At 62.8% G+C, this 26,864-nt stretch carries 23 protein-coding genes; 3 read left to right on the plus strand and 20 right to left on the minus strand.

Features of this window, described 5'->3' with window-relative positions:
- Positions 1 to 53 precede the first annotated feature (53 nt).
- From folC to CDV46_RS12805, 20 genes are all read right to left on the minus strand, one after another.
- On the minus strand, positions 54 to 1,352 hold the full coding sequence (gene folC / locus CDV46_RS12710; RefSeq protein ID WP_087688156.1) for a bifunctional tetrahydrofolate synthase/dihydrofolate synthase: 1,299 nt from the start codon (positions 1,350 to 1,352) through the stop codon (positions 54 to 56).
- A 221-nt stretch (positions 1,353 to 1,573) separates the two neighbouring features.
- Complete coding sequence (gene accD / locus CDV46_RS12715; RefSeq protein WP_058379314.1) at positions 1,574 to 2,449, minus strand: acetyl-CoA carboxylase, carboxyltransferase subunit beta; 876 nt, start codon at positions 2,447 to 2,449, stop codon at positions 1,574 to 1,576.
- A 114-nt stretch (positions 2,450 to 2,563) separates the two neighbouring features.
- Positions 2,564 to 3,388, minus strand: coding sequence for a tryptophan synthase subunit alpha (gene trpA, locus CDV46_RS12720; protein WP_087688157.1), 825 nt, complete (start codon positions 3,386 to 3,388; stop codon positions 2,564 to 2,566).
- Entirely contained in the window at positions 3,342 to 4,175 is an 834-nt protein-coding gene (locus tag CDV46_RS12725; RefSeq protein WP_087688726.1) for a DNA-methyltransferase, read from the minus strand. The genes trpA and CDV46_RS12725 overlap by 47 nt, the downstream gene beginning before the upstream one ends.
- Before the next feature lie 175 nt (positions 4,176 to 4,350).
- The gene (gene trpB / locus CDV46_RS12730) at positions 4,351 to 5,550 is read right to left on the minus strand and encodes a tryptophan synthase subunit beta (protein WP_058379316.1); all 1,200 of its coding nucleotides are present in this window, start codon (positions 5,548 to 5,550) and stop codon (positions 4,351 to 4,353) included.
- Positions 5,551 to 5,609: 59 nt separating this feature from the next.
- Entirely contained in the window at positions 5,610 to 6,266 is a 657-nt protein-coding gene (locus CDV46_RS12735) for a phosphoribosylanthranilate isomerase (RefSeq protein ID WP_087722866.1), read from the minus strand.
- Positions 6,263 to 7,075 (minus strand): tRNA pseudouridine(38-40) synthase TruA, encoded by an 813-nt coding sequence (gene truA / locus CDV46_RS12740; RefSeq protein WP_087722867.1) that lies wholly within the window; start codon positions 7,073 to 7,075, stop codon positions 6,263 to 6,265. The genes CDV46_RS12735 and truA overlap by 4 nt, the downstream gene beginning before the upstream one ends.
- Before the next feature lie 207 nt (positions 7,076 to 7,282).
- Positions 7,283 to 10,459, minus strand: coding sequence for a FimV/HubP family polar landmark protein (locus tag CDV46_RS12745; RefSeq protein WP_176399071.1), 3,177 nt, complete (start codon positions 10,457 to 10,459; stop codon positions 7,283 to 7,285).
- A 218-nt stretch (positions 10,460 to 10,677) separates the two neighbouring features.
- The gene (asd, locus tag CDV46_RS12750; RefSeq protein WP_084656274.1) at positions 10,678 to 11,808 is read right to left on the minus strand and encodes an aspartate-semialdehyde dehydrogenase; all 1,131 of its coding nucleotides are present in this window, start codon (positions 11,806 to 11,808) and stop codon (positions 10,678 to 10,680) included.
- Between the two features lie 60 nt (positions 11,809 to 11,868).
- Entirely contained in the window at positions 11,869 to 12,936 is a 1,068-nt protein-coding gene (gene leuB / locus CDV46_RS12755; RefSeq protein ID WP_087688161.1) for a 3-isopropylmalate dehydrogenase, read from the minus strand.
- A 27-nt stretch (positions 12,937 to 12,963) separates the two neighbouring features.
- A complete protein-coding gene (gene leuD / locus CDV46_RS12760) occupies positions 12,964 to 13,614 on the minus strand; it encodes a 3-isopropylmalate dehydratase small subunit (RefSeq protein WP_087688162.1) in 651 nt (216 codons plus the stop codon).
- A 137-nt stretch (positions 13,615 to 13,751) separates the two neighbouring features.
- Positions 13,752 to 13,880 carry an entericidin A/B family lipoprotein gene (locus CDV46_RS12765; protein ID WP_058379323.1) on the minus strand — a complete coding sequence of 43 codons (129 nt, stop codon included), beginning with the start codon at positions 13,878 to 13,880 and terminating at the stop codon, positions 13,752 to 13,754.
- Positions 13,881 to 13,935: 55 nt separating this feature from the next.
- Positions 13,936 to 15,345 (minus strand): 3-isopropylmalate dehydratase large subunit, encoded by a 1,410-nt coding sequence (leuC, locus tag CDV46_RS12770; RefSeq protein ID WP_087722871.1) that lies wholly within the window; start codon positions 15,343 to 15,345, stop codon positions 13,936 to 13,938.
- A gap of 279 nt (positions 15,346 to 15,624) precedes the next feature.
- Positions 15,625 to 16,926 carry a citrate synthase gene (gene gltA / locus CDV46_RS12775; protein ID WP_058379325.1) on the minus strand — a complete coding sequence of 434 codons (1,302 nt, stop codon included), beginning with the start codon at positions 16,924 to 16,926 and terminating at the stop codon, positions 15,625 to 15,627.
- Positions 16,927 to 16,955: 29 nt separating this feature from the next.
- On the minus strand, positions 16,956 to 17,228 hold the full coding sequence (locus tag CDV46_RS12780; protein WP_058379326.1) for an FAD assembly factor SdhE: 273 nt from the start codon (positions 17,226 to 17,228) through the stop codon (positions 16,956 to 16,958).
- A 9-nt stretch (positions 17,229 to 17,237) separates the two neighbouring features.
- On the minus strand, positions 17,238 to 17,942 hold the full coding sequence (locus CDV46_RS12785; RefSeq protein WP_064675097.1) for a succinate dehydrogenase iron-sulfur subunit: 705 nt from the start codon (positions 17,940 to 17,942) through the stop codon (positions 17,238 to 17,240).
- Between the two features lie 12 nt (positions 17,943 to 17,954).
- The gene (sdhA, locus tag CDV46_RS12790; protein ID WP_087688164.1) at positions 17,955 to 19,730 is read right to left on the minus strand and encodes a succinate dehydrogenase flavoprotein subunit; all 1,776 of its coding nucleotides are present in this window, start codon (positions 19,728 to 19,730) and stop codon (positions 17,955 to 17,957) included.
- Positions 19,731 to 19,733: 3 nt separating this feature from the next.
- Positions 19,734 to 20,099: a succinate dehydrogenase, hydrophobic membrane anchor protein gene (sdhD, locus tag CDV46_RS12795; protein WP_058379329.1), complete on the minus strand. Its 366-nt coding sequence runs from the start codon at positions 20,097 to 20,099 to the stop codon at positions 19,734 to 19,736.
- A 1-nt stretch (position 20,100) separates the two neighbouring features.
- Positions 20,101 to 20,514: a succinate dehydrogenase, cytochrome b556 subunit gene (gene sdhC / locus CDV46_RS12800; RefSeq protein ID WP_058379330.1), complete on the minus strand. Its 414-nt coding sequence runs from the start codon at positions 20,512 to 20,514 to the stop codon at positions 20,101 to 20,103.
- A gap of 185 nt (positions 20,515 to 20,699) precedes the next feature.
- Positions 20,700 to 21,434, minus strand: coding sequence for a GntR family transcriptional regulator (locus CDV46_RS12805; protein ID WP_371328765.1), 735 nt, complete (start codon positions 21,432 to 21,434; stop codon positions 20,700 to 20,702).
- Positions 21,435 to 21,884: 450 nt separating this feature from the next.
- Between CDV46_RS12805 and CDV46_RS12810 the strand changes: the two genes are divergently transcribed.
- From CDV46_RS12810 to acnA, 3 genes are all read left to right on the plus strand, one after another.
- A complete protein-coding gene (locus CDV46_RS12810) occupies positions 21,885 to 22,868 on the plus strand; it encodes a malate dehydrogenase (protein ID WP_058379332.1) in 984 nt (327 codons plus the stop codon).
- 559 nt (positions 22,869 to 23,427) lie between these two features.
- The gene (locus CDV46_RS12815; protein ID WP_058379333.1) at positions 23,428 to 23,904 is read left to right on the plus strand and encodes a hypothetical protein; all 477 of its coding nucleotides are present in this window, start codon (positions 23,428 to 23,430) and stop codon (positions 23,902 to 23,904) included.
- A gap of 169 nt (positions 23,905 to 24,073) precedes the next feature.
- Positions 24,074 to 26,782, plus strand: a complete 2,709-nt coding sequence (gene acnA, locus CDV46_RS12820) for an aconitate hydratase AcnA (RefSeq protein WP_087722873.1) — start codon at positions 24,074 to 24,076, stop codon at positions 26,780 to 26,782.
- Positions 26,783 to 26,864: the final 82 nt, after the last annotated feature.

Below are 26,864 nucleotides of genomic sequence, written 5' to 3' on the forward strand. Positions count from 1 at the left end.
CATTTCTCGTAAGAAAATGTCACTGCATGTCACTGCGATTACACCATCAGGCGTTAGTGGCGCTGCAATTTGCGGTGCGACATCACACCCGCCACCGTAAAGAACGATCCAAAAACCACAATTCTATCATTCTCCCCGCACTGCTCGAGCGCGGCGGCATAGGCTTTCTCAGGGGATTCGAAGGTTTCGACCGAATGATCGGCGTCTTCGACAAACCCGACGGCACGAAGCTTCTCTTCAAGCACTTCCGGACTCGCCGCGCGCGGGGTCGGCAAACCGCACAGGCGCCAGTGATCGACCTTGTCGACCATGTGCCGCAGTACGCCTTCAATATCCTTGTCGGCCATGGCCCCGAACACCGCGTAGGTATACGGAAAGAACCCCATGCCGTCGATGTTGTGTCCCAGCGCAGCGGCCGCGTGCGGGTTGTGTGCCACGTCGAGCACCACGGCCGGACGCCCCGGCAACACCTGAAAACGCCCCGGCAATTCGACGGAGGCCAGCCCCAGACGGATGTCCTGTGCCGACACCGGCAACTCGGCCCGCATCGATTCCAGCGCCGCCAGTGCAGCAGACGCGTTCAGCAACTGGTTGGCGCCCCGCAGTGCCGGGTACGCCAGTGCCGGGCGTCGCATGTTGCGCCCTGCGTAGCTCCACTGCTGCTTGTCGCCCTGATAGTTGAAGTCGCGCCCAAATTGCCAGAAGTCGGCACCGATGCGCTCGGCTTCGGCAGCCAGCGTGGCGGGCGGCATCGGGTCGCCGCAGACCGCCGGCTTGCCGGCGCGGAAGATGCCGGCCTTCTCGATGGCGATCGCTTCGCGCGTGTTGCCCAGATACTCGGCGTGATCGATGTCGATGCTGGTGATGACCGCGCAATCGGCGTCGATGATGTTCACGGCATCGAGACGGCCGCCCAGTCCGACTTCGAGAATCACCGCGTCGAGGCCCGCAGTGGCGAACATCTGCATGATCGCCAGCGTGGTGAATTCGAAATAGGTGAGCGAGACGGGTTCGTCAAAGCTCGTGCGGGCACGCTCGACGGCCTCGAAATGCGGCAGCAACGTCGCATCGTCGACGATCTCGCCATTGATGCGGGCGCGCTCGTTGAACGTGAGCAGGTGCGGCGAGGTGTGGCAGCCGACGCGATAACCGGCCGAGAGCAGAATCGCCTCGATAATCGCGCAGGTCGAGCCTTTGCCGTTGGTACCGCCGACGGTGAAGACCGGACAGGGGAAATGCAGGCCGAGGGCCTCTTTCACGCGCCCGATGCGCGTAAGTCCCATGTCGATGCCCACAGGGTGAGCGGTTTCAAGATGGGCGAGCCAGGCGTCGAGAGTGGAGTATGTCGGCATGAATGTGCGGGCAGAAAAGCAAAGCGCGGACGAACGTCCGCGCTTGAGATCCTGCTAAGTAATGCAATGGCAGTGGGTGACACGTACGTGGCACTGCGTGGCGTGGCGCCATTTTACGCCGATGGGCGCGCCTTGGGGGCGGCATACCGAACGTTGCAGCGCCATGCCGCAGTGTTTCGCCGCAACGCTTCACGTAGTGCAGCGGTGCGGCACACCACGCATCAGGCCACCGCGTCAGCCGGCTGGCACTGCATCAGTGCGATCAGACGTGCGATTTCTTCGCGCATCTTGCGGCGGTCGACGATCATGTCGATCGCGCCCTTTTGCAGCAGAAACTCAGAACGCTGGAAGCCTTCCGGCAGCTTCTCACGCACGGTCTGTTCGATCACGCGCGGACCGGCAAACCCGATCAGCGCCTTCGGCTCGGCCATCACCACGTCACCCAGGAAGGCGAAGCTTGCCGACACGCCACCCATCGTCGGGTCGGTCAGCACCGAGATGAACGGCAGCTTGGCATCGGCCAGTTTGGTCAGCATGGCCGTGGTCTTGGCCATCTGCATCAGCGAAAGCAGGCTTTCCTGCATGCGCGCACCGCCCGAAGCGGTCACGCAGATGAACGGCACGCCCTGCTCCAGCGCATTCTGCGCACCGCGCACGAAGCGCTCGCCGACCACCGAGCCCATCGAACCGGCCATGAACGCGAACTCGAAGCACGCCACTACCACCGGCAGCGTGTGAATCGCCCCGCCCATCACAACCATGGCGTCGGTTTCACCCGTGTCGTCCATGGCTTCCTTGATGCGGTCCGGGTACTTGCGGCTGTCCTTGAACTTGAGTGCGTCGACCGGCACGATTTCCTGACCCAGCTCGTAGCGGCCTTCCGGATCGAGCAGCGCGTCCAGACGGGCGCGCGCACCGATACGCATGTGATGATCGCACTTCGGGCAGACATGCAGATTGGCTTCCACGTCGTTGCGATACAGCACGGCTTCGCACGACGGGCACTTGATCCACAGCCCTTCCGGGATGCTCTTGTTGCGCTGCGTCGGATCGGTTTGCTTGATCTTCGGGGGCAGCAGCTTATCGAGCCAGCTCATAGTTTCTCCTTGGCAAACGCCCGCCCCCGGTCGGGGACAGGCGTCTCAGCGGCCTGACGGCCGTTTCAATTCAGCGTTTCATCGGCGGGATGATACCCCACCCGGCCGCGCGTGTTACCGCGCTGGCAGGCCCTCGTCGAGCGCCTGACGGATTTCGCCGATGAATTCAGCCAGCGATTTTACCGCGTTCTGGCCTTCCAGATCACGCGGCGTGTTTTCAAGCCGTTGCACGATGGCACTGCCGATCACCACGGCATCGGCCACCCCCGAGATGGCACGGGCCGTTTCGGCATCGCGAATGCCGAAGCCCACGCCCACCGGCAGCGGTGCCACCGCCTTGATCTGAGGGATTTTCGCGGCCACGCTGTCCAGATCGAGGCTCGCCGCACCGGTCACACCCTTGAGCGAGACGTAGTACAGATAGCCGCTCGCCTGCTTGGCCACGGCGGCAATGCGCGCGTCGGTCGACGTCGGCGCCAGAAGGAAGATCGGATCGATACCGCGGGCGCGCATGGCGCCGGCGTATTCCTCAGCTTCTTCCGGCGGATAGTCGACCACCAGCACGCCGTCCACCCCGGCCGCCGCTGCCCGTTCGGCAAAGGCGTCGAGCCCCATCGCCTCGATCGGGTTGGCGTAGCCCATCAGCACGATCGGGGTGCGGTCGTTGGTCTGGCGGAATGCGGCCACGTAGCCGAGCACCTCGGCGAGGCTCACGCCGCGTGCCAGCGCACGCTCGGAGGCGCGCTGAATCACCGGGCCATCGGCCATCGGGTCGGAAAACGGCACGCCGAGTTCGATGACGTCGGCGCCGTTATCGGCCAGTGCATGCATCAATTTGACCGTCCAGCCCGGCTCGGGGTCACCGGCGGTAATGAACGGAATGAGGCCCTTCTTACCCTGCGCTTGCAAGGCTTGGAACGTCGCTTGAATGCGGGACATGATCGGAAAGTCTCTGAAGTCGTTGGTTGGCGAGCGCGTGGTAGTGCGCGTTCAGCTCGAAGCCGACGAAACGCCGGCCGTGCAGCGCGCAGGCCACGGCAGTCGTGCCACTGCCCATGAACGGGTCAAGCACGAGGCCGCCGGGCGGGCAACTCGAGAGCACCATGCGCTCGATGATATGCAGCGGTTTCTGCGTCGGATGATCGACGCGTTCGGGGTCTTGCCGGTGCAATCGCGAGATGGACCACAGATCCTTGGGGTTGTAACCGAGTTCCAGCCACTTGCTGCCCTCGAAGATACGACGCGAGCGCGCTTTCTTCGTCGCGGCGTCGTAAGGCACGCGCACGGCATCGAGATCGAAGTAATAGTCCTTCGAAATCGCGAAGAAGCCGATGTTGTCGTGCACCGACGAAAAGCGTCGCGTGCTGCCGCCCATGCTCGGTACGCGGCGATCCCAGATGATCTCGTTGATCATCAGCATGCGCTGCTTGAGGAACACGAACAGCTCGGGGGCGTATTGCCACGTGCAGAACAGATACAGCGAGCCGCGCGGCGCGAGTTTCGGAATCGCCGCTTCGAGCCAGCCGTAGGTCCAGCCGAGGAAATCCTCGCCCGAACGCTTGTCGGAGTCGTTGCCGTAATCCTTGCCGAGCCCGTACGGCGGGTCGGCAAGAATCAGGTCGACGGACCCGTCGGGCAGTTCATGCACGTGTTGCAGGAAGTCGGCATGACGTAGCGCAATGTCGCCCGGCGCCCAGCGCGCACGAAGCTCGCCGGCCGCCTCCATGGCTTCAAGACGCGCAGCCGCGGCTTCGGTGGCATCAACAGGACGAGCGGGACGCACAGTCCCGAGGACGTCATTTTGTGCCTCGCCCTGAGCGATGGTCTCTTGCGGCGGCGCGTTGCGGTCGGTCATGCGGATTCTGGTTACCTGTCGGATCGGTGGAGTCTCGCGGCGCCGCTCAGGCGTCGCTGGCCGGTTTGGCCATCGCCATCACGGTGTGCATGTCCTTGTCGCCCCGTCCCGAGAGGTTGACCAGAACGATCTGGTCGCGGCTCAGTGTGGGCGCAAGCTTGCACGCGTAAGCCAGCGCGTGGCTCGACTCCAGTGCGGGAATGATGCCCTCGATCCGGCAGCAGTCATGGAATGCCTTGAGGGCTTCGGTATCGGTGATGCCCACGTACTCGGCGCGATGGATGTCGTGCAGCCACGCGTGTTCGGGGCCGACACCCGGATAGTCGAGACCGGCCGAGATCGAATGCGTCTCGGTGATCTGGCCATTGGCGTCTTGCAGCAGATACGTGCGGTTGCCGTGCAACACGCCCGGCGTGCCACCGATGATCGACGCCGCGTGACGGCCGGTCTCGATACCGTCGCCCGCCGCTTCCACGCCCACGAGCTTGACGTCGGGCAGATCGATATACGGGTAGAAGATGCCCATGGCGTTGGAGCCACCGCCCACGCAGGCGAGCACATAGTCCGGCTGACGGCCGGCGAGCTCGGGCATCTGCACCTTGCACTCGTCGCCGATCACGCGCTGGAAGTCGCGCACGAGCATCGGGTACGGGTGCGGGCCGGCCACGGTGCCGATGATGTAGAACGTGCTTTCGACGTTCGTCACCCAGTCGCGCATGGCTTCGTTGAGGGCATCTTTGAGCGTCTTCGAGCCTGATTCGACGGGCACGACGGTCGCACCGAGCAACTGCATGCGATAGACGTTGGCCGCCTGACGCTTGACGTCTTCCGCGCCCATGTAGACGACGCATTCCATGCCGAAACGCGCCGCGATGGTTGCGGTCGCCACGCCGTGCTGACCGGCACCGGTCTCGGCAATGACGCGGCGCTTGCCCATGCGACGGGCGAGCAGCGCCTGCCCGATCACGTTGTTCACCTTATGCGCGCCGGTGTGGTTCAGGTCTTCGCGCTTCAGATAGACCTGTGCACCGCCCAGCTCGCTGCTCCAGCGCTTGGCGTGATAAATCGGCGACGGACGGCCGACGTAGTGCTTCAGTTCGTAATTGAATTCTTCGAGAAAGGCGGGATCGTGCTGGTACTTGGCGTAAGCCTCACGCAGCTCGTCGAGCGCGTGAATCAGCGTCTCGGCAACAAAAACACCGCCATATTGGCCAAAGTGGCCACGGGCATCGGGCAAATCGTACATGGTCGTCACTCTTCGCAGTAACCGGGTGTGCAGCCCCTTGCGGGCGCCCCGGCAGGTTGCTATTCGGCGTCGGCAGCGCGTACTGCGCGCACGAACGCCGTCATTCGGGCGGGATCTTTCACGCCCCGTGACGCCTCAACACCGCTCGACACGTCGACGGCGTACGGCGTCACCTGGCGGATTGCCTCAGCAACGTTGTGTGCGTTCAAGCCACCACTCAAAACGGCCCGACGCGCGATGTCTTTTGGAATAAGTGACCAATCGAAAACCTTTCCCCCGCCCCCGTAGCCCTCAACCAGGGCATCCAGCAAAATACCTTGCGCGGCGGCGTATGCGTTTGCGAATTGTAGCAAATCGCTACTGTCTTTCGTCTCCGGGCCAATACGCATGGCACGCATGTACGGACGGTGCCCTGCGGCGGCGGCCAACGCCGCGCAGACTTCGGGCGATTCATCGCCGTGGAACTGCAACGTGGTCAGCGGCACCGCCTCGACGGTACGCGCGATGTCGTCTGCCGTGGCATTGACGAACAACCCCACCACGCTGACATACGGCGGTACCCGGCGGGCCAGTTCGGCGGCGCGTGCGAGATCGACGTAACGCGGGCTGGGCGGGTAAAACACGAGGCCGATCGCATCGACGCCGAGGGCGACCGCGTGGTCGACGTCCGCCGGCTGCGAGAGGCCGCAAATCTTGATTCGGGTGCGAGATGTCATGAAGGGGTTCCGTCTTGTGCCCAAGGCATCGGGAACGGCCACGCCGCCCAGTTGGGCTCGGGCACTGCGAAGCGCTCAGGATACCCCACGCGTGCGAGATACAAGCCATCGGGCATGAAGGTCGGCGCGGCCTGACGGCGGTCGCGGCTCTCCAGCACGGCAGCCATCCAGTCGACCGACTGACGGCCCCGGCCGATCGCTACCAGACACCCCATGATGTTGCGCACCATGTGATGCAGGAACGCGCTCGCGCGAAAGCGGAACACGAAGAAGTTGCCCTGCTGTTCGATGTCGATGGCGTACAGATGCTTCACCGGCGTCTTGGCCTGACATTCGGACGAGCGGAACGCCGAGAAGTCGTGTTCGCCGACCAGCGCCTGACCGGCGGTGCGCATGGCGTCGAGATCCAGCGGCGTGTGCAGCCAGCCGCAACGGCCTTCGAGCAGCGGCGAGCGCACCGGATGCACGTAGAGCACGTAAAAGTACGTGCGCTCGAACGCAATGAAGCGCGCGTGAAAGTCATCCGGCATCGCCTGCGCCCATTGGACGGCGACGGTCTTCGGCAGAAACGCGTTCACGCCGCGCACCCACGAGAACATCGCCCGGTCGAGTTCGGTGTCGAAATGCACCACCTGCCCGATGCCGTGCACGCCCGTATCCGTACGCCCGGCCACGGTCGTCGGCAGGGAGACGCCGCCGAACTCCCGCAATGCGGATTCGAGCGCCTGCTGCACGGTGTTGCCATGCGGCTGCGATTGCCAGCCGGAAAACGCCGTGCCGTCGTAGTGGATGCCCAGTGCGATTCGCATATCTGATGCGCGCCCAACGGCACGCCTGCGGTAAAAGAAAAACGGGCGCCCAACCTACGAGCGCCCGAAACTACGGTCAACCTGTGGTGTGTTCGCCGATCGCTGCCGGCGTCACTGTGTCGCTATATCGCTATGTTCCTGCGGACGATCAGGGTGTTCGGCAATGCCTCCGCCTCGCACCCGACGTCGAATTTCACGCCGTTTTCGTCACTTTCCGAGTTCCGCCAGACGGCTGCGAGCGACCGACTGTTGCGCCTCGTCGCCACCGGCGATGACTTCTTCGAGCAACTCGCGCGCACCGTCATCGTCGCCAATCGTCTGGTAGGCCGCCGCCAGTTCGAGCTTGGTGTGGAACTCGTCAGGCACTGCCAGATCGGCCAGTTGCGGCGCGATGGGGCTGGGCGCTGCGGGCGCGGGTGCGGGCGCAGCGGGGGCCTGAGCGGGTGCCGCCGGCTCCGCAGGCGACGCAAAGGCCGGTGCCTCCGGTGACTGCGACGGGGCTGCCGCTTCCGTCACGTCTTCCGCAGCCGCGTGTGCCCAAGTCTGAGCCGACGGCGTCGCGTGGGGCGCATACCCCGTCGACGGGGCCGCTTGTGCGAAGGTGTCGTGCTCGACCAGCGCTTCATCGCCCGTGGCTTCCGGCAACGTCGGCGCGCTCACGAAGGCAGGCGCGATAGTTGTTGCGGACGCGTCGTCACCCTTCAAGTCCAGACTGAAGTCCGACAGGTCGAACGACATCGGCTTGAGCGACGGGGCTTCGTGCGCACTGTCGGTATAGCTGCGCGGCGATTCGGCGGCGGCCTTGAGCGCCGCGTCGAAATCGGCGTCGCTCAGTTCTCCGTCGTCGGCATCGAAATCGCCTTGATCGCCGGACGGCGCGTGAATATGGGCTTCACCCGCCTGCGGTGCCATCGTGAACTGCACGGAACCGATACCGCTTGAGAGCGACGGCAATGCGCCGCTGGCAATCGTGCCGACGTGCGCCGGCTGACCCGGCAAGCCGAGATCGAGATCGCCCAGCATGCCTGCCACACCGTTTTGCGGCTCGGCTTCTGCGACAGGTTCGGCAACCGGCGCTTCGTGCTGCGGCTCGACCACCGGCTCGGCCACGTGTGCCGAGGCTGCGGCAACACCACCGACGGCGGCAGCAGCACCGAGAGCCTCCAGCGCCGACAGACTTGCGGCGGCCGGATCGTCGTGCGGCGTCTGTGCTACCGGCACCTCGCCCGCCTGTTCGGCGAAAGCGTCGTCCCAGTTGATTTCCGGCTCGCTGACGCCCTCCGCGACGGGTTCCTCGGCAACGTCATGCGCCGGCGCTTCCGGCGGCGTAACGAAGGCCTCAGGGGTGTCGGCGAGCGTCTCTGCGGCATCGAACGACGCTTCGTGCGCTTCGTGCGTCTCGTGTGTCTCGTGCGTTTCGTGTGCCTGATCGGCCAGCTCGTCCGTCAGGTGTTCCTGTTCGGCGTCCCATTCGCCCGGCAGCGCTGCGCCAGCAACCGTCGCATCGGGATGCTCGGCTTCCAGCGCGGCAACGCCATCGCCTTCAGTCGGCTCGGCGGGCTCCGCCCAAGTGTCGTCGGCGCTCGGATGCAAATGCTCGTCGGCTTCGGCCTGATGGGCGGCGTACATGGCAGCAGCGCCGGCGGCGCCTGTGGCCACCGCTGCGCCCGTCACAACGCCTGCCACCGTCGAACCGCCTTGCGACAGCTGCGGCTCAGCGCCATGCGGGCCGTCATGCGGCGCGCGGCCATCGCTGCCATCACGGCCATCGTCGTACGGACCGTCCTGCCCCACCGGCGGCTCGGCGCGACGGCGGCGCATCAGCCACCAAAGGCCCATCAGCACCACCAGAACGCCTGCGCCCGGCAGCACGTACGGGTTGTCGCGCACGGCACGCCAGTTCATCGAAGCATTCGGCGCAGGCTTCGTATCGGCAACCGCCGCACTGGCCGCCTGCGTCGCGGACGCTGCCGCTTCGCTCGCCACCACGGCTTGCGCTGCGGCATCCGAAGCGCTGGCTGCCGCAGTCGCGGCCGAGGCACCCTCCGCCGCCGCGCCCGACGCGTTCGCGTCATTCGCCGCGGTCGCCGTGGCATTGGCCGCATTAGCCGCATTGGCTGCGTTAGCAGCATTCGCCGCGGGCTTCGCGTCCTTGGCTGTCGCGTTGGCGGCGTCCTTACCCTTGACGGTATTCGCTTGCTTGTCTTGTGCAGCCGCCCCGGAAGCGGTGGCGGCCTGCTCCTCCAGGTTGGCGACCGCTTGATTCTTCATCGCCAACAACTTCTGGAGATCTGCTACGTTCTTCTGCAACTCATTCACCCTGCCCTGAGCCTCGGTCTGCGCCTTGCCCTGAGCGATTTGTTCTTCCTCGCCGTTGCCGGTCTTGCCGGCTCCGCGCCCCTTACCGGGTCGCGACAGCTTCAATTCATCACGCGCGGCGGGGGCGGCGGCTTCCGGCGCCTTGCCCGCTTCAATCGCACCCTGAGCACTGCGGCCATTGGCCGGTGCTGCCTGCTGTGCCGTCGATTCGGCCAGCCGCGCGCGATACGCATCAAACTGTTCCCGCGCCGCCGACACGAACTTGCGTGCCTGCGTGGGCGGGACTTCCTGCACCTGTGCATCGGACGGGCGCGCGAGCGTCGCCCCCTGACGCAAACGATTCGGGTCGTTGCCAATGAACGCCGAGCGATTCGATTCGAACAGCGCCGTCATCATCTGCGCGAGCGTCGTACCGCCCTCGCCGCCCGTGAATTCGCGGGCAATGGACGACAGCGAGTCACCCCGCTCTACCGTGCGCGCACCGTCGGCCGAAGCGTTCGAGGCAGCCGCCGCCGGTCTGGCGTTGGCTGCATTGCCCGGACGAGCGGGTTGGTTCGATGGGGTCGATGGGTTCGATTGGCCTGACTGACCTGACGCAGCGCCCTGCGCCGGCGCACTTGCTGCGGCATTCGGCGAGGCACTGGCCGCCGCAGCCGCCGGCACAACGGCCTGCGGTTGCGCAGCACTGGCTTCGGGAATGGCCGAGAGCGTCACGGCATTGGACTGTCGTCCGGTGCGCCACTCCAGCACGAGCAACAAATCGAGGAACGACGTGCTGATCGGCTCGGCCGAATCGACGTGCACGAGATACGTGCCGCTATAGCCCGGCTCGCGCCCGCCCGTCGGCTCGACAGAGACGGAAATCTTCTCGAGCGTCGGGTCGTAGCGCAGTCCGGCTTGCCGGAACGCGTCGCGCCCGGCGAGCTTGACGGACAGCCCATCGGCCTCGGCCTGCGACACATTGCCCAGCACGATCACCGCACGCAGCGGTTGCCCGGCAGCGGAGCGCACTTGTTGCGGGCCGAACTCGGCCGCACCGGCATTGAGAAGCCCGAGGCTCCACAAGACGGCCGCCGCCGCAGTCAGTCGAAACGAGTTGCGGGACGAGTTCCGGGACGAGTTTGCGCGCTTGCCGATCGAGTATTTCCGCACTGTGTCTTGTCAAGCCTGTCAGTCGATTGTTCTCACTGGCCGCCCCGCGAGTTGCAGGGGGCGCCTCCCAAAGCGCGGACGGCGGCCACGCGGGCCGCCGTTCTTCACGCCTTACCGATGCACTGTAACGCTCAAGCGTCCAGCAGGATCCGCAGCATACGACGCAGCGGTTCTGCCGCACCCCACAGGAGCTGATCGCCCACCGTGAACGCCGACAGATACTCCGGACCCATCGACATCTTGCGCAGGCGGCCCACCGGAATCGACATCGTGCCGGTCACGGCAGCAGGCGTCAAATCCTTCATCGACGCCTCGCGCGTGTTCGGTACGACCTTCACCCAGTCGTTCGCCTGACCGATGATGTCGGTCAGTTCATCTAACGGCACATCCTTCGTAAGCTTGATGGTCAGTGCCTGACTATGGCAACGCATTGCACCGATACGCACGCACAGACCGTCCACCGGAATGGCGCGCGTGCCCGGGAAACCGTCGCCCAGACCCAGAATCTTGTTGGTCTCGGCACCGCCCTTCCATTCTTCCTTCGACTGGCCGTTGCCCAGATCCTTGTCGATCCACGGAATCAGGTTGCCGCCCAGCGGCACGCCGAATTGCTTGGTCTCGTCAGCCGTCAGTGCGTGCTGCTTGGCCAGCACCTTGCGGTCGATTTCGAGAATCGCCGAGTGCGGGTCGTCGAGCAGCGCCTTGACTTCGGCGTTGATCGTGCCGAATTGCGTGAGCAGCTCGCGCATGTGTTGCGCACCGCCGCCCGAGGCAGCCTGATACGTCATCGACGTCAGCCAGTCGACCAGACCGTGCTGGAACAGACCACCCAGGCCCATCAGCATGCAGCTGACCGTACAGTTGCCGCCGACGAAGTTCTTGGTGCCCTTGGTCAGCGCATTCTTGATCACATCGAGATTGACCGGATCGAGCACGATGATGGCATCGTCCTTCATGCGCAGCGTCGAGGCCGCGTCGATCCAGTAGCCGTTCCAGCCCGCTGCGCGCAGCTTCGGGAAAATCTCTGTTGTGTAGTCACCGCCCTGGCAGGTAATGATGATGTCGCATTTTTTCAGCTCGTTGACATCATTGGCGTCTTTCAGCGAAGTCTCATTCTTCGCCATCGACGGGGCTTTGCCGCCCGCGTTGCTGGTGCTGAAAAACACCGGCTCGATCAAGGCGAAGTCGTTCTCCTGCTGCATGCGCTGCATCAGCACCGAACCGACCATGCCCCGCCAACCTACCAGACCTACGGTTTTCATTTGTCCACTCTCTTATCGTTGCAATTGCGCTGAGGGGCGTCTCCCGACGCCCCGTCAACGTTACAGCGCGGCAACCACCGCCGCGCCCATTTCGCGCGTACCGACCTTGGTCGCGCCTTCCTGCCAGATATCGGGCGTGCGCAACCCCTGCGCCAGCACCTTCTTCACTGCGCTCTCCACGCGATCGGCCTGTTCGGCGCGACCCAGCGTGTAACGCAGCATCATGGCCGCCGACAGAATCGTTGCCAACGGATTGGCCACGCCCTTGCCGGCGATGTCGGGTGCCGAACCGTGCGACGGCTCGTACAACCCCTTGTTGTTGGCGTCCAGCGACGCCGACGGCAGCATGCCGATCGAACCCGTGAGCATTGCGGCTTCGTCCGACAGGATATCGCCGAACATGTTACCCGTCACCACCACGTCGAAGTTCTTCGGCGCTTTGACCAGTTGCATCGCGGCGTTGTCGACGTACATGTGCGACAACTCGACGTCCGGATACTGCTTGGCGACCTCGATCATCGTGTCGCGCCACAGCTGCGACGTCTCGAGCACGTTGGCCTTGTCGACCGAGCACAGACGCTTGTCGCGTTTGGCCGCTGCCTGAAACGCCACGTGGGCGATACGCTCCACTTCGGGCACGCTATAGCGCATGGTATCAAAACCTTCGCGCGCACCTTCGAAAGCGCCATCCGGCGATTGACGGAAGCCCTTCGGCTGACCGAAGTAGATGTCGCCATTCAGCTCGCGGATGATCAGGATATCGAGGCCTGCCACGATTTCCGGCTTCAGGCTCGATGCGTCGGCCAGTTCCTTGTACAGAATGGCCGGACGGAAGTTGGCGAACAGCTGCAAATGCTTGCGCAGGCCCAGAATCGCCTGTTCGGGGCGCAGCGCGCGCTCCAACGAATCATACTTCCAGTCGCCCACGGCGCCAAACAGGATGGCATCCGCTTCTTTGGCCAGCTTGAGCGTGGCGTCGGGCAGCGGGTGTCCCGATGCCTCGTAACCGGCGCCGCCGACGGGCGCTTCTTCCAGTTCGAACGTCTCGCCAAGCGCATTGAGCACATTGACGGCTTCCTTCACGATTTCCGGACCAATGCCGTCACCCGGCAACACTGCGATTTTCATGCGTTTCTCCTATGGGGTACGCGGGGCTCAGCCCGGCAAACGCGTCGAGAGCCACGGCTGCTTGGCAAGCCGCTCCGCTTCATATGCGCGAATCTTGTCGGCGTGACGCAGCGTCAGACCGATATCGTCGAAACCGTTCAGCAGGCAGTACTTGCGGAACGGCGCGATGTCGAACTCATACGCGCGGCCGTCAGCGGCGATCACGGCCTGCTTGTCGAGGTCGATGGTCAACTGATAGCCCGGGAACGCAGCCGTCTCGTTGAACAGGTGGTCGACCTGCAACTCGGACAGCGCGATCGGCAGCAGCCCGTTCTTATAGCAGTTGTTGAAGAAGATGTCGGCGAAGCTCGGCGCAATCACGGCGCGAAACCCGTATTGCTGCAAGGCCCAAGGCGCGTGCTCACGCGAGCTGCCGCAACCGAAATTCTTGCGGGCGAGCAGCACCGTCGCATTCTGGAAACGCGGCTGGTTCAGCACGAAATTCGGGTTGAGCGGACGCGTGCTGCAATCCTGACCGGGCTGACCCACGTCGAGATAACGCCATTCGTCGAACAGGTTCGGGCCGAAACCCGTGCGCTTGATCGACTTCAGGAATTGCTTGGGGATGATCGCGTCGGTGTCGACGTTCTCACGATCGAGCGGTGCCACCAACCCCGTATGGACGGTAAATTTTTCCATCACAAACCACCTGATCAAAACAGTTCGGCTGCGGTGTGATCCTTCGCCCTTTGGCGCAGGCCACCCCAGCCGGGATTCTCAAAGGCGCATATCGTGAGTCCGGTGAGACCGGAATCGTCACGACACCCGCCGTCGCATCACTTCTTCGCCGCGTTTTCGAGCGCCGAGCCGGCAGCCTGCGTATCTTTGCCGAGGCCGGCCATCGTATTGCAGCCCGTCACGCCCAGTAGCAGCACCGCACCGATCAGCATCCACAGTTTCTTCATGGTTTTGTCTCTTTAAAAGAAATTGTCAAACGACGGATAAATCGATGCCTGGCGCTCAGACCAAGCGGCGCACGTCGACGAAATGACCTTCGATGGCAGCTGCCGCCGCCATGGCCGGGCTCACGAGGTGCGTACGGCCACCTGCGCCCTGACGGCCTTCGAAGTTGCGGTTCGAGGTCGAGGCACAACGCTCACCCGGCTCCAGACGGTCGGCGTTCATCGCCAGACACATCGAGCAACCCGGCTCGCGCCATTCGAAGCCGGCGGCCTTGAAGACCTGATCCAGCCCTTCCTGCTCGGCCTGGTGCTTCACTAGCCCCGAGCCCGGCACGACCATCGCCAGACGCACGTTCGAGGCCACACGGCGGCCCAGCTTCTTGACCACGTACGCGGCTGCGCGAATGTCTTCGATGCGCGAGTTGGTGCACGAACCGATGAACACCTTGTCGACGGTGATGCTCGACATCGGCGTGTCCGGCGTGAGCGCCATGTACTCGAGCGCGCGCTCCATGGCACTGCGCTTGACCGGGTCCTTTTCCTTCTCGGGGTCCGGCACGCGGTCGTCGATGCTGACCACCATTTCCGGCGACGTGCCCCAGCTCACTTGCGGGCGCAGGTCGGCGGCGTTGATCTCTACGACGTGGTCGAACTTCGCGCCCGCGTCGGTGTGGAACGTGCGCCAGTAGGCTTCGGCCTGCTGGAATTCCACGCCGCTCGGCGAGAACGGACGGCCCTTCACGTAGTTGATCGTGGTGTCGTCCACGGCGACCAGACCGGCGCGCGCGCCCGCTTCGATCGCCATGTTGCACACGGTCATGCGGCCTTCCATCGTCAGCGAGCGAATGGCCGAACCGGCGAATTCGATCGTGTAGCCGGTGCCGCCTGCGGTACCGATCTTGCCGATGACGGCCAGCACGATGTCCTTGGCCGAGCAGCCGCGCGGCAGCGTGCCTTCGACCTTCACGAGCATGTTCTTGCTCTTCTTCATGAGCAGCGTCTGCGTGGCGAGCGTGTGCTCGACTTCCGACGTGCCGATGCCGAAGGCCAGCGCGCCGAACGCGCCGTGCGTCGACGTATGCGAGTCACCGCACACGACCGTCATGCCGGGCAGCGTGGCGCCCTGCTCAGGGCCGATCACGTGCACGATCCCCTGACGGAGATCGTTCATCTTGAATTGGGTAATGCCGAAGCTGTCGCAGTTGGTGTCGAGCGTGTCGACTTGCAGACGCGAAATTGGGTCGGCAATGCCTTGCGTGCGGTCGGTGGTCGGCACGTTGTGGTCCGACACCGCGAGGTTCGCGGACAGACGCCAGACCGGACGCTGCGCGAGTTTTAGCCCCTCGAACGCCTGCGGACTGGTCACCTCGTGCAGCAGGTGACGGTCGATGTAGAGCACCGTAGTGCCATCGTCCTCGGTATGCACGACATGTGCATCCCACAATTTGTCATACAGCGTCTGGGCCATGATAAAAACGCGGGGCTAAATATTGTTCTGGGAACAGATTTCGTTCTGGGAACTTTTGATTATGCCATAGCGCTTTCGCGCCGGCGGAATACAAAATCCCCGGGAAACCGGGCGGTAAACGCACGATCAACCGGGGATTTGTGCGAATCACGGCAGCGTGTGCCGTGGATTCGAATATAGCGCAACGAGGGCTCGTTGCGGGCCGCACCGCCTTGCCGTTTCAGCAAGGTTACGGTGCCGGCACGGCAAGCGGGGGCCGTGCCGGAAGCCTCGACGCGCTTAGCGCTTGTCGATGGCTGCGACTTCGCGCGGCGTGTGGCCGATGAACAGCTGACGCGGACGGCCGATCTTCTGATCCGGCTCGCCGATCATCTCGTTCCACTGCGCGATCCAGCCCACGGTACGGGCCAGCGCGAAGATGCAGGTGAACATCGACGTCGGGATACCCAGTGCGCGTTGAACGATGCCCGAGTAGAAGTCGACGTTCGGGTACAGCTTGCGCGACACGAAGTATTCGTCTTCCAGCGCGATCTTCTCGAGCTGCATGGCCAGCTTGAACAGCGGATCGTCGTGCAGGCCCAGTTCGTTGAGCACTTCGTAGCACGTTTCGCGCATCAGCTTGGCACGCGGATCGTAGTTCTTGTAAACGCGGTGACCGAAGCCCATCAGCTTCACGCCCGAGTTCTTGTCCTTCACTTGCTTGATGAACTCAGGAATCTTGTCCGACGAACCGATCTGCTCGAGCATGTTCAGCGCGGCTTCGTTCGCACCACCGTGTGCCGGGCCCCACAGACAGGCGATACCGGCAGCGATACAGGCGAACGGGTTGGCGCCCGACGAACCGGCCAGACGCACGGTCGAGGTCGAAGCGTTCTGTTCGTGATCGGCGTGCAGGATCAGGATACGGTCGAGGGCGCGCACCAGCACGTCGTTGACCTTGTACTCTTCGCACGGGTTGGCGAACATCATGCGCATGAAGTTCGCGCTGTACGACAGGTCGTTGCTCGGGTACACGAACGGCTGACCGATGCTGTACTTGTACGCCATGGCGACCAGCGTCGGCAGCTTGGCGATCAGACGAATCGCCGAGACTTCACGGTGATTCGGGTTATTGATGTCCAGCGAGTCGTGGTAGAACGCCGACAGGGCGCCGACCGAGCCGGTCAGCACAGCCATCGGGTGCGCGTCGCGACGGAAGCCACGGAAGAAGAAATTCATCTGCTCGTGAACCATCGTGTGACGGGTCACGGTGTCGACAAACTCGGCCTTTTGCTGCGCGTTCGGCAGTTCGCCCTTCAGCAGCAGGTACGAGGTCTCGAGGAAGTCGCAGTTGGTGGCCAACTGTTCGATCGGGTAGCCGCGGTACAGCAGCTCGCCCTTGTCGCCATCGATGTAAGTGATGGCGGAATTGCACGACGCCGTCGACATGAAGCCCGGGTCATACGTGAATTTGCCGGTCTGGCCGTACAGCTTGCGGATGTCGATCACATCCGGACCCATCGTACCCTTGTAAATCGGCAGCTCTACGCTGGGCGATTCATCAGAGAAAGATAGGGTGGCTTTAACATCAGACGGAGTCATATCGCTTCCTCAAAAAAATACTTAAACCCCTACACGGCACGCAAAAGCGCCAGCAGGCGCTGCACGTCCGGCCCGTCCAGATCCGCCTCGGGCTCTTTACGCGCTAGCAGCAGATCCATCAAATCGTTGTCGCTCAAATCGAGCAGCCTAGTCAGGGCGCCGACGTCCTCATCGGTCATCGAGGCTTCGTACTTGGCGAAGAACCGCTCTAGGATGAGGTCGTTTTCCAGCAAGCCGCGACGTGCCCGCCAACGCAGGCGGGCACGCTTGACCGGATCAGACTGGTGAGTAGTGTCCGGCATGATCTGTGATTAGACGGCGCGACGCACCATCAACTCCTTGATCTTGCCGATGGCCTTCGTCGGGTTCAGACCCTTCGGGCACACGTCCACGCAGTTCATGATGGTGTGGCAGCGGAACAGTCGGTACGGATCTTCCAGGTTGTCCAGACGCTCGCTCGTCGCCGTATCGCGGCTGTCCGCGATGAAGCGATAGGCTTGCAGCAGGCCAGCCGGGCCGACGAACTTGTCCGGGTTCCACCAGAAGCTCGGGCACGACGTCGAGCACGATGCGCAAAGAATACACTCGTACAGACCATCCAGCTCATCACGCTGTTCGGGCGACTGAAGGCGCTCCTTCTCCGGTGCCGGCTCGGGGTTGATCAGGTACGGCTTGATCGAGTGGTACTGGTTGAAGAAGTGCGTCATGTCGACGATCAGGTCGCGAATGACGGGCAGGCCCGGCAGCGGCTTCAGCACGATCTTGTTCGGCAGATCCTTCATGTTGGTCAGGCAGGCCAGACCATTCTTGCCGTTGATGTTCATCGCGTCCGAACCGCACACGCCTTCACGGCACGAGCGGCGGAAGGCGATGCCTTCATCGATCTTCTTGAGCTTGACCAGGGCGTCCAGCAGCATGCGCTCATGACCGTCGAGTTCGACCTCGTAGGTCTGCATGTACGGTGCGGCGTCCTTGTCCGGATCGTAACGGTAGACTTCAAAAATACGTTTCATGATCTTGCGAATCCCTTAGAACGTCCGCGCCTTGGGCGGAACCGAGTCGACGGTCAGCGGCTTGAGTTGCACCGGCTTGTAATCCAGACGATTACCTTCGCTGAAGAACAGCGAGTGGCGCATCCAGTTGGCGTCGTCGCGCTCCGGATAATCGCTGTGCGCGTGTGCGCCACGGCTTTCCTTGCGGGCTTCGGCTGCGATCATGGTGGCCTTGGCCACTTCGATCAGGTTGTCGACTTCCAGCGCTTCCATACGCGCCGTGTTGAACACCTTCGACTTGTCCTTCAGGTGGACGTGCGACACGCGCTCGGCCACTTGCAGAATCTCGCCCACGCCTTCCTTGAGCAGGTCGGCGGTACGGAACACGCCTGCATGCTTCTGCATCGTGGCGCGGACATCGTTGGCGACGTCCTGGGCATACTCGCCCGAGCTCGACCCTTCGAGGCGGCCCAGACGTGCCAGGGCGTTCTCGCCGGCGTCGGCAGGCAGCGGCTTGTGGTCGCCGTGATTCTTCACGAAGTCGACAATGTGGTTACCGGCCGCACGGCCGAACACCACGAGGTCGAGCAGCGAGTTCGTGCCCAGACGGTTCGCACCGTGGACCGACACGCACGAGCACTCGCCCACGGCGTAGAAGCCGTTGACCGGCACCGAGGCGCCTTCTTGCTGCACCACGACCTGGCCGTGATAGTTCGTCGGGATACCACCCATCTGATAGTGGATGGTCGGCACGACCGGAATCGGTTCCTTGATCGCGTCGACGTTGGCGAACTTCAATGCGATTTCGCGAATCGACGGCAGGCGCTTCATGATCGTCTCGGCACCGATGTGCGAGAGGTCGAGCAGCACGTAGTCGCCGTTCGGGCCGCAACCGCGGCCTTCCTTGATTTCCTGGTCCATCGAACGCGACACGAAGTCACGCGGCGCCAGATCCTTCAGCGTCGGGGCGTAACGTTCCATGAAACGCTCGCCGTTCGAGTTGCGCAGAATACCGCCTTCGCCGCGCACACCTTCCGTGATCAGCACGCCCGCGCCGGCCACGCCGGTCGGGTGGAATTGCCAGAATTCCATGTCTTCGAGCGGAATGCCGGCACGTGCCGCCATGCCCAGACCGTCACCGGTGTTGATGAACGCGTTCGTCGAGGCAGCGTACACACGGCCGGCACCGCCGGTCGCGAACAACGTGCACTTGGCTTCGAGCAGGTAGACTTCGCCGGTTTCGAGTTCCAGCGCCGACACACCGAGGACATCGCCTTCGGAGTTACGGATCAGGTCGAGCGCCATCCACTCCACGAAGAAGTGGGTCTTGGCGGCGACGTTTTGCTGATACAGCGTGTGCAGCAGGGCGTGACCGGTACGGTCGGCGGCCGCGCAAGCGCGCTGGACCGGCTTCTCACCGTAGTTGGCCGTGTGGCCGCCGAACGGGCGCTGATAAATCGTGCCATCCGCGTTACGGTCGAACGGCATGCCGAAGTGTTCGAGCTCGTACACGGCGTTCGGTGCCTGACGGCACATGAACTCGATCGCATCCTGGTCGCCGAGCCAGTCGGAGCCCTTGATGGTGTCGTAGAAGTGGTAATGCCAGTTGTCTTCGCTCATGTTGCCGAGCGAAGCGCCGATGCCGCCTTGGGCAGCAACGGTATGCGAACGGGTGGGGAACACCTTGGACAGCACGGCCACCGACAGACCGGCCTTGGCCAGTTGCAGCGACGCACGCATGCCCGAACCACCTGCGCCCACGATGACAACGTCAAAGCGGCGGCGCGGCAGCGAATTTTTAATTGCAGCCATTCTTTACACTCTCCACAGAATCTGCGCGGCGTAGCCGGCACAAGCCAGCAGCCAGACGATCGTCAGCGCGTACAGCGCCAGTCGCAAACCGACCGGCTTGACGTAGTCCATCCAGACGTCGCGCACACCGACCCACGCGTGATAGAACAGCGCGAGCAGCGTGACCAACGTGGCCAGCTTCATCCACTGATGCGCGAAAATGCCGGCCCAGCCTTCGTAGGAGAAATCCTTGGCGGTGAAGAACCACACCAGCAGGATCACGGTGTACACGGCCATGATGACCGCGGTCATGCGCTGCGCAATCCAGTCGCGCAGCCCGTAATGGGCGCCGACGACCAGGCGCTTGGAACCAATATTGTTCTGTGCCATCTTAGAACGCTCCGAACAGCTTGAGGGCCACGGCCAGCGTCAGCACGAGCGACACGACCACGACGACCACTGCCGAGTTCTTGCCGCCTTCCTTGCTCACGGCGTCGTGATTGAAGTCCATGCGCAGGTGGCGCACGCCAGCACAGAAGTGCTGTAGGAAACCCCACGACAGCGCAAGGATGACGAGCTTGGCAAACCAGTTGGAGGCGATGCTTCGCAGAACGTCGAAGCTGAGTTCCGACGTGAGGCTCTGTTCGAACAAATACAGCGCGAACGGCAACAGAAGGAACAAGATCACACCGCTAATACGGTGCAGGATAGACACGATACCAGCCAGCGGGAGACGGTACGTGACAATCTGTCCGATACCGATATTCCTGTAGACTGGCCGCTCTTTTTTTACCACTTCAGCCATGCTAGACCCCATGTAGTTACATCAGCCCCGGATTTTAGCGCCGTTTCTAGTGCGATGCACCATCACGGTTCCCAATGATCCGGAAATTCCTGCCAACGGCGCACGACACGCCGCCCCTCATGCCTCCAGCCATCAGGTATCTGCCGGCCACGACGCCAACCGATACCCTCGACCGCCCTACCCTCTCAACTTAATTCGTTCTGGTAATGATGTTCCGTGGTGACATACCAGCCCCGGCGCACTTCCACCGGTTTGTCCCCGTAAGTGTAGGAGACGCGCTCCACACTCAGCAGAGGGAAGCCCTTCGGCACCTTCAGCAGATCCGCCGTCGCGTCGTCCGCGGCCACCGCGCGAACTTTTTCCACGGCGCGAATCATGCGCGTGCCGAATTCGGCTTCGAAGAGACCGTACATCGGCCCCTTGTATTCATTGAGTTTTTCCGCCGTCAGGCCGCGAAACAGCGTGCCCGGCAGCCAGATTTCGTCGAGCACCGTCGGACGGTCCGAGAAATCCATCATGCGGCGAATCAGAATCACTCCGTCGCCGGCGCGCAGGTCGAGCTGACGCGCGATTTCGGCCGGTGCGCGCATACGGCGGCACTCGATCAGACGGCTGGGCGGATGGTGTTGTTCGCCCGAATCGGGCGCGAGGCGCAAAAACCGGAACTGCACCCGGTCTTCGTGGTGCGTGGCGACAAACGTGCCGCGCCCCTGACGGCGCACAAGCAGGTTTTCGGCCGCAAGCTCATCGATGGCTTTGCGCACCGTGCCCTGACTGACCTTGTAGCGGCCGGCCAGATCGACTTCACTCGGAATGATTTCGCCGGGCTTCCATTCGCCGGCTTGAAGGCTCTGTGTAATGAGCCCCTTGATCTGCTGGTACAGCGGGCTGAACGTCGGCGACGCGCCTGCCGCAGCCATGCCCGATGGGGCTTGGGGAGCCGGTGCGGCGTCACGCGCGCTGTCCGGCCGCTGCTGGGCATCGACAGGCGGCGTGGTGTTGGATGTGTCGCGAACGTTCGCATTCATGGCGGGGATTTGACCACAAATCAAGACCTTCGTCCATCGAATAACAGCAATAATCCTATGTCTTATATAAGACATAAGATAGAGTTGACATTCAGTGTGGCCACTCCTACACTGACGCGGGCTAACAGGGGCCTGCGCAGCCGCAATATGGCTATCTTATAAGAGAGTCCGGCGCTTCGCACGCGTCGATGGCAGCACACCCCGCAGCCCGCAAGCTTCCGTAGGTCAAGGAATTTTAGAAGCTTCATGTGACGCGGCGCTGTCAGCCTGGCAAAAAAGCCACCCGGACGGCGAGCTTATCTTGAGCTTCGCAGGAATTTGTACACGTCTGGAGAGATTCTCATGGCAAAACCCGCAATGCGTGTCGCCGTCACCGGCGCCGCTGGTCAAATCGGCTACTCCCTGCTGTTCCGCATCGCCAATGGCGACATGCTCGGCAAGGATCAGCCCGTCATCCTGCAACTGCTCGACCTCCCGCAAGCTCAAGCCGCCGTCAAGGGCGTCGTGATGGAGCTCGAAGACTGCGCATTCCCGCTGCTCGCCGGCGTGGTGGTGACCGACGACCCGAAGGTCGCCTTCAAGGATGCTGACGTCGCACTGCTGGTCGGTGCCCGTCCGCGCTCGAAGGGCATGGAACGCAAGGACCTGCTCGAAGCCAACGGCGCCATCTTCACGGTGCAAGGCAAGGCCCTGGACGAAGTCGCCAAGCGCGACGTCAAGGTCCTCGTGGTCGGCAACCCGGCCAACACGAATGCCTACATCGCCATGAAGTCGGCCCCGAACCTGCCGAAGGAAAACTTCACCGCGATGCTGCGCCTGGACCACAACCGTGCCCTGTCGCAAATCGCCGCCAAGACCGGCAAGCCGGTCGCCAGCATCGAAAAGCTGGCCGTGTGGGGCAACCACTCGCCGACGATGTACGCCGACTACCGCTTCGCCACGATCGACGGCCAGAACGTGAAGGCCCTGATCAACGACGACGTGTGGAACAACGACGTGTTCCTGCCGACCGTCGGCAAGCGCGGCGCGGCCATCATCGAAGCCCGTGGTCTGTCGTCGGCTGCTTCGGCTGCCAACGCTGCCATCGACCACATCCATGACTGGGTGCTCGGCACGAACGGCAAGTGGGTCACGATGGGTATCCCGTCGGACGGCTCGTACGGTATTCCGGAAGACGTCATCTACGGCGTGCCGGTCACCTGCGAAAATGGCAAGTACAAGCGTGTGGAAGGCCTCGAGATCGATGCCTACTCGCGCGAAAAGATGAACTTCACGCTCAAGGAACTCGAAGAAGAGCGTGCAGGCGTCGCACATCTGCTGGGCTAATCCCCTCGGAGACCTCGGCCCCCTGCGATGTCACAAGCATCGCGAGGGGCCGAAACAGCGCCGGCGGCTTACCCCCATGCCGGTGCTGCCCCCTCTGGTCGAGGGATTGTCTTGAACCGACAAGCAAAACCGCAGTCACAAAGTTTCGCGTATCTCCACGCGCCCTCGATTGGCGCATAAGATAGCGACTCTGAGAGCGAATTTTTGGCCAAGCGAATGCAAATCCTCAATGCCGCCGCAAGCCCGCCGCACCCAACCCCGGGCGCCGGCGTGCCGATGACAGCAACGGATTCACCGGCTTTACCGGATTCACTGCCTTCCACGTCCGCCCTGCCCGCCCCGCGTTCGTTTCGCCAAGCATCCTCTGCCCGTCGCAGCCGAGTCAGACGCGACACCCAACCCCGCACTGCAACATATTCATCAGCGACGCCGGTTCGTACCGCCGCCGCCCGCTGCGCTTGCCCGTCCGGAAATGAAAAAATTTGTATGGTGACGACGAACTACGCGAACTTCGTACGATAATCTGCGCTTTCGTTTTCTTACCGACTGGAGACTCACCATGAAGAAGCTTTGCCTGACCGCACTGGTCGCCCTGTGTTCCGCTGCCATGGTGCCGGCTGCGTTTGCCGCCGACGCGTCCACCACGACGACCAAGAAAGCGGCGCCGAAGAAGAAGGCACCGGCAAAGAAGAAAGCCGCAGTGGCTGCCGCCCCGGCACAACCGGACGAAGGCTCGGAACTCTGGAGCTGCAAAGAGAACAACAAGCTGTACATCAAGGGCGACATGAAGCGCGACCAGATTCTGACGATGTTCTGGGAAGGCCGGAATTACAAGCTGCCGCGTCAGGTGACGACGACGGGCGCTGACCGCTTCTTCGACGCCGCCAGCGGCCTGGATCTGATCGTGATCCCGACCAAGGCGATGCTCTTCACGCACCGCGAAGGCGGCAGCCGTCTGGCCGACGAGTGCATGACGCAAGCGATGTCCGATCAGAACAAGCTGGCCCCGACCCAGTCGGTGGAACTGCTGAAGTAAGACGTCTCCGGCCACGAGAGACGCATGCAGCACCAGCCACTTTCCTGTCAACCGTAATCACGCTGTACCGGCGTGCCAGCGGGCACACTCCCCTGTGCCCGCTTGACGCCGGCCCCCACTAAAAAGCCTCAACACCGCTTCGTTTTTCTGTATCACTCAAGGAAAGATCATGGCCCACAACCTCCACAAAACGCTTAAAGAGTTCAAACTCGGCGGCGACAAGAAAGGCAAGTTCTACTCGCTGCCCCAACTGGGCAAAGCCCTGGGAGTGAATGTCGAACGCCTGCCGGTGTCGATCCGTATCGTGCTCGAGTCCGTGCTGCGCAATTGCGACGGCAAGAAAGTGACCGAAGAGCACGTCAAGCAGCTCGCCAACTGGAAGCCGAACGCCGACCGCATCGACGAAATCCCGTTCGTCGTGGCGCGCGTCGTGCTGCAAGACTTTACGGGCGTGCCGCTGCTGGCCGACCTGGCCGCCATGCGTAACGTCGCTGAGCGTCAGGGCAAGAACCCGAAGCGCATCGAGCCGCTGGTGCCGGTGGATCTCGTGGTCGATCACTCGGTTCAGATCGATCACTTCCGCGAGAAGAAAGCGCTCGACCTGAACATGAAACTGGAATTCCAGCGCAACAACGAGCGCTACCAGTTCATGAAGTGGGGCATGCAGGCGTTCGACACGTTCGGCGTCGTGCAGCCGGGCTACGGCATCGTGCACCAGGTGAACCTGGAGTACCTGGCACGTGGCGTGCACAAGAAAGACAACGTGTTCTATCCGGATACCCTGGTCGGTACCGATAGCCACACGACCATGATCAACGGCATTGGCGTAGTGGGCTGGGGCGTGGGCGGTATCGAAGCCGAAGCCGGCATGCTCGGCCAGCCGGTGTACTTCCTGACGCCAGACGTCGTCGGTGTGGAACTGACGGGCCGCTTGCGCGAAGGCGTGACGGCTACCGACCTGGTGCTCACGATCACTGAAATGCTGCGTCGCGAGAAGGTCGTCGGCAAGTTCGTCGAATTCTTCGGCGAAGGCACGGCCAGCCTGGCGCTGCCGGACCGCGCAACGATCGCCAACATGGCCCCGGAATACGGCGCCACGATGGGCTTCTTCCCGGTCGACGAAAAGACCATCGACTACTTCGAAGGCACGGGCCGCACGAAGGCCGAGATCGATGCGTTCGCGTCGTACTTCAAGGCTCAGAAGCTGTTCGGTATTCCGAAGTCGAACGAAATCGACTACACGAAGACGGTCAAGCTGGATCTGGGCTCGGTGGCCCCGTCGCTGGCAGGCCCGAAGCGTCCGCAAGACCGTATCGAAATCGGTCACGTGAAGTCGACGTTCGCCGATCTGTTCACGAAGCCGACCGCAGAAAACGGCTTCAACAAGACGACGGAACAACTCGAAACGACGTACCAGACGGCCAGCGGCATCGACGTGAAGAACGGCGATGTGCTGATTGCTGCCATCACGTCGTGCACGAACACGTCGAACCCGAGCGTGCTGCTCGCCGCCGGCCTGCTGGCCAAGAAGGCGGTGGAAGCCGGCCTGAAGGTCGCCCCGCACATCAAGACGTCGCTCGCCCCGGGAAGCCGTGTGGTGACCGAGTACCTCGAAGCGGCCGGCCTGCTGCCGTACCTCGAGAAGCTGGGCTTCGGCGTGACGGCTTATGGCTGCACGACCTGTATCGGCAACGCCGGCGATCTGACGGCGGAACTGAACGAAACGATCACCAAGAACGACATGGTCGCCTCGGCCGTGTTGTCGGGTAACCGTAACTTCGAAGCACGTATCCACCCGAACATCCGTGCCAACTTCCTGGCCTCGCCGCCGCTGGTCGTCGCTTACGCGATCGCCGGCAACGTGACGCGCGACCTGATGACCGAGCCGGTCGGCAAGGGCAAGGGCGGTAAGGAGATTTTCCTGGGCGACATCTGGCCGACCAGCGACGAAATCCACAAGCTGATGAAGTTCGCGATGAACGCGAAGGTGTTCAAGACGAACTACGACTCGGTGAAGACGCCGAGCCCGCTGTGGGCGAAGATCAGGGGTTCGAAGGGCGAGGTCTACAACTGGCCGACCTCGACGTACATTGCTGAGCCGCCGTTCTTCGACGGTTTCGCCATGGACCCGAACACCGACATCAAGCCGGTGAACGGTGCGCGCGCCCTGGGCGTGTTTGGTGACTCGGTCACGACCGACCACATCAGCCCGGCAGGTTCGATCAAGGAAACGTCGCCGGCCGGCAAGTGGCTGCTGGAGAACGGCGTGCTGAAGGCCGACTTCAACAGCTACGGTTCGCGCCGCGGCAACCACGAAGTGATGATGCGCGGCACGTTCGCCAACGTGCGTATCAAGAACCTGATGATTCCGGCCAAGGAAGACGGTTCGCGCGTCGAAGGCGGCCTGACGATTCACCAGCCGAGCGGCGAACAACTGTCGATTTACGACGCCGCGATGAAGTATGTCGACGAAGGCACTCCGACGGTCGTGTTCGGCGGCGAAGAGTACGGCACGGGCTCGTCGCGTGACTGGGCAGCCAAGGGCACGCAACTGCTCGGCGTGAAGGCTGTGATCACGCGCTCGTTCGAGCGTATCCACCGCTCGAACCTGGTCGGCATGGGCGTCCTGCCCCTGCAATTCAAGGGCTCGGACAGCGTGCAATCGCTCGGCATCACGGGCGAAGAAACGTTCGATATCGAAGGTCTGACGGCCGATATCAAGCCGCAACAGGACGTCACGCTGGTGATCCATCGCAAGAACGGCGAAACGCAAAAGGTGCAAGTCCTGCTGCGTATCGACACGCCGATCGAAGTGGATTACTACAAGCACGGCGGTATCCTGCCGTTCGTGCTGCGTCAGTTGCTCGCAGCGGCTTAAGTGGCTGCCTAAGCCGTTACGACGACTTGCCACACGCGGGCTGACGGGTGACGCTTCGGCGTTTCCCGTCTTCCGATGAAAC

The sequence above is a fragment of the Pandoraea sp. PE-S2T-3 genome, assembly GCF_002179965.1.
In the GTDB taxonomy this organism is placed as follows: domain Bacteria; phylum Pseudomonadota; class Gammaproteobacteria; order Burkholderiales; family Burkholderiaceae; genus Pandoraea.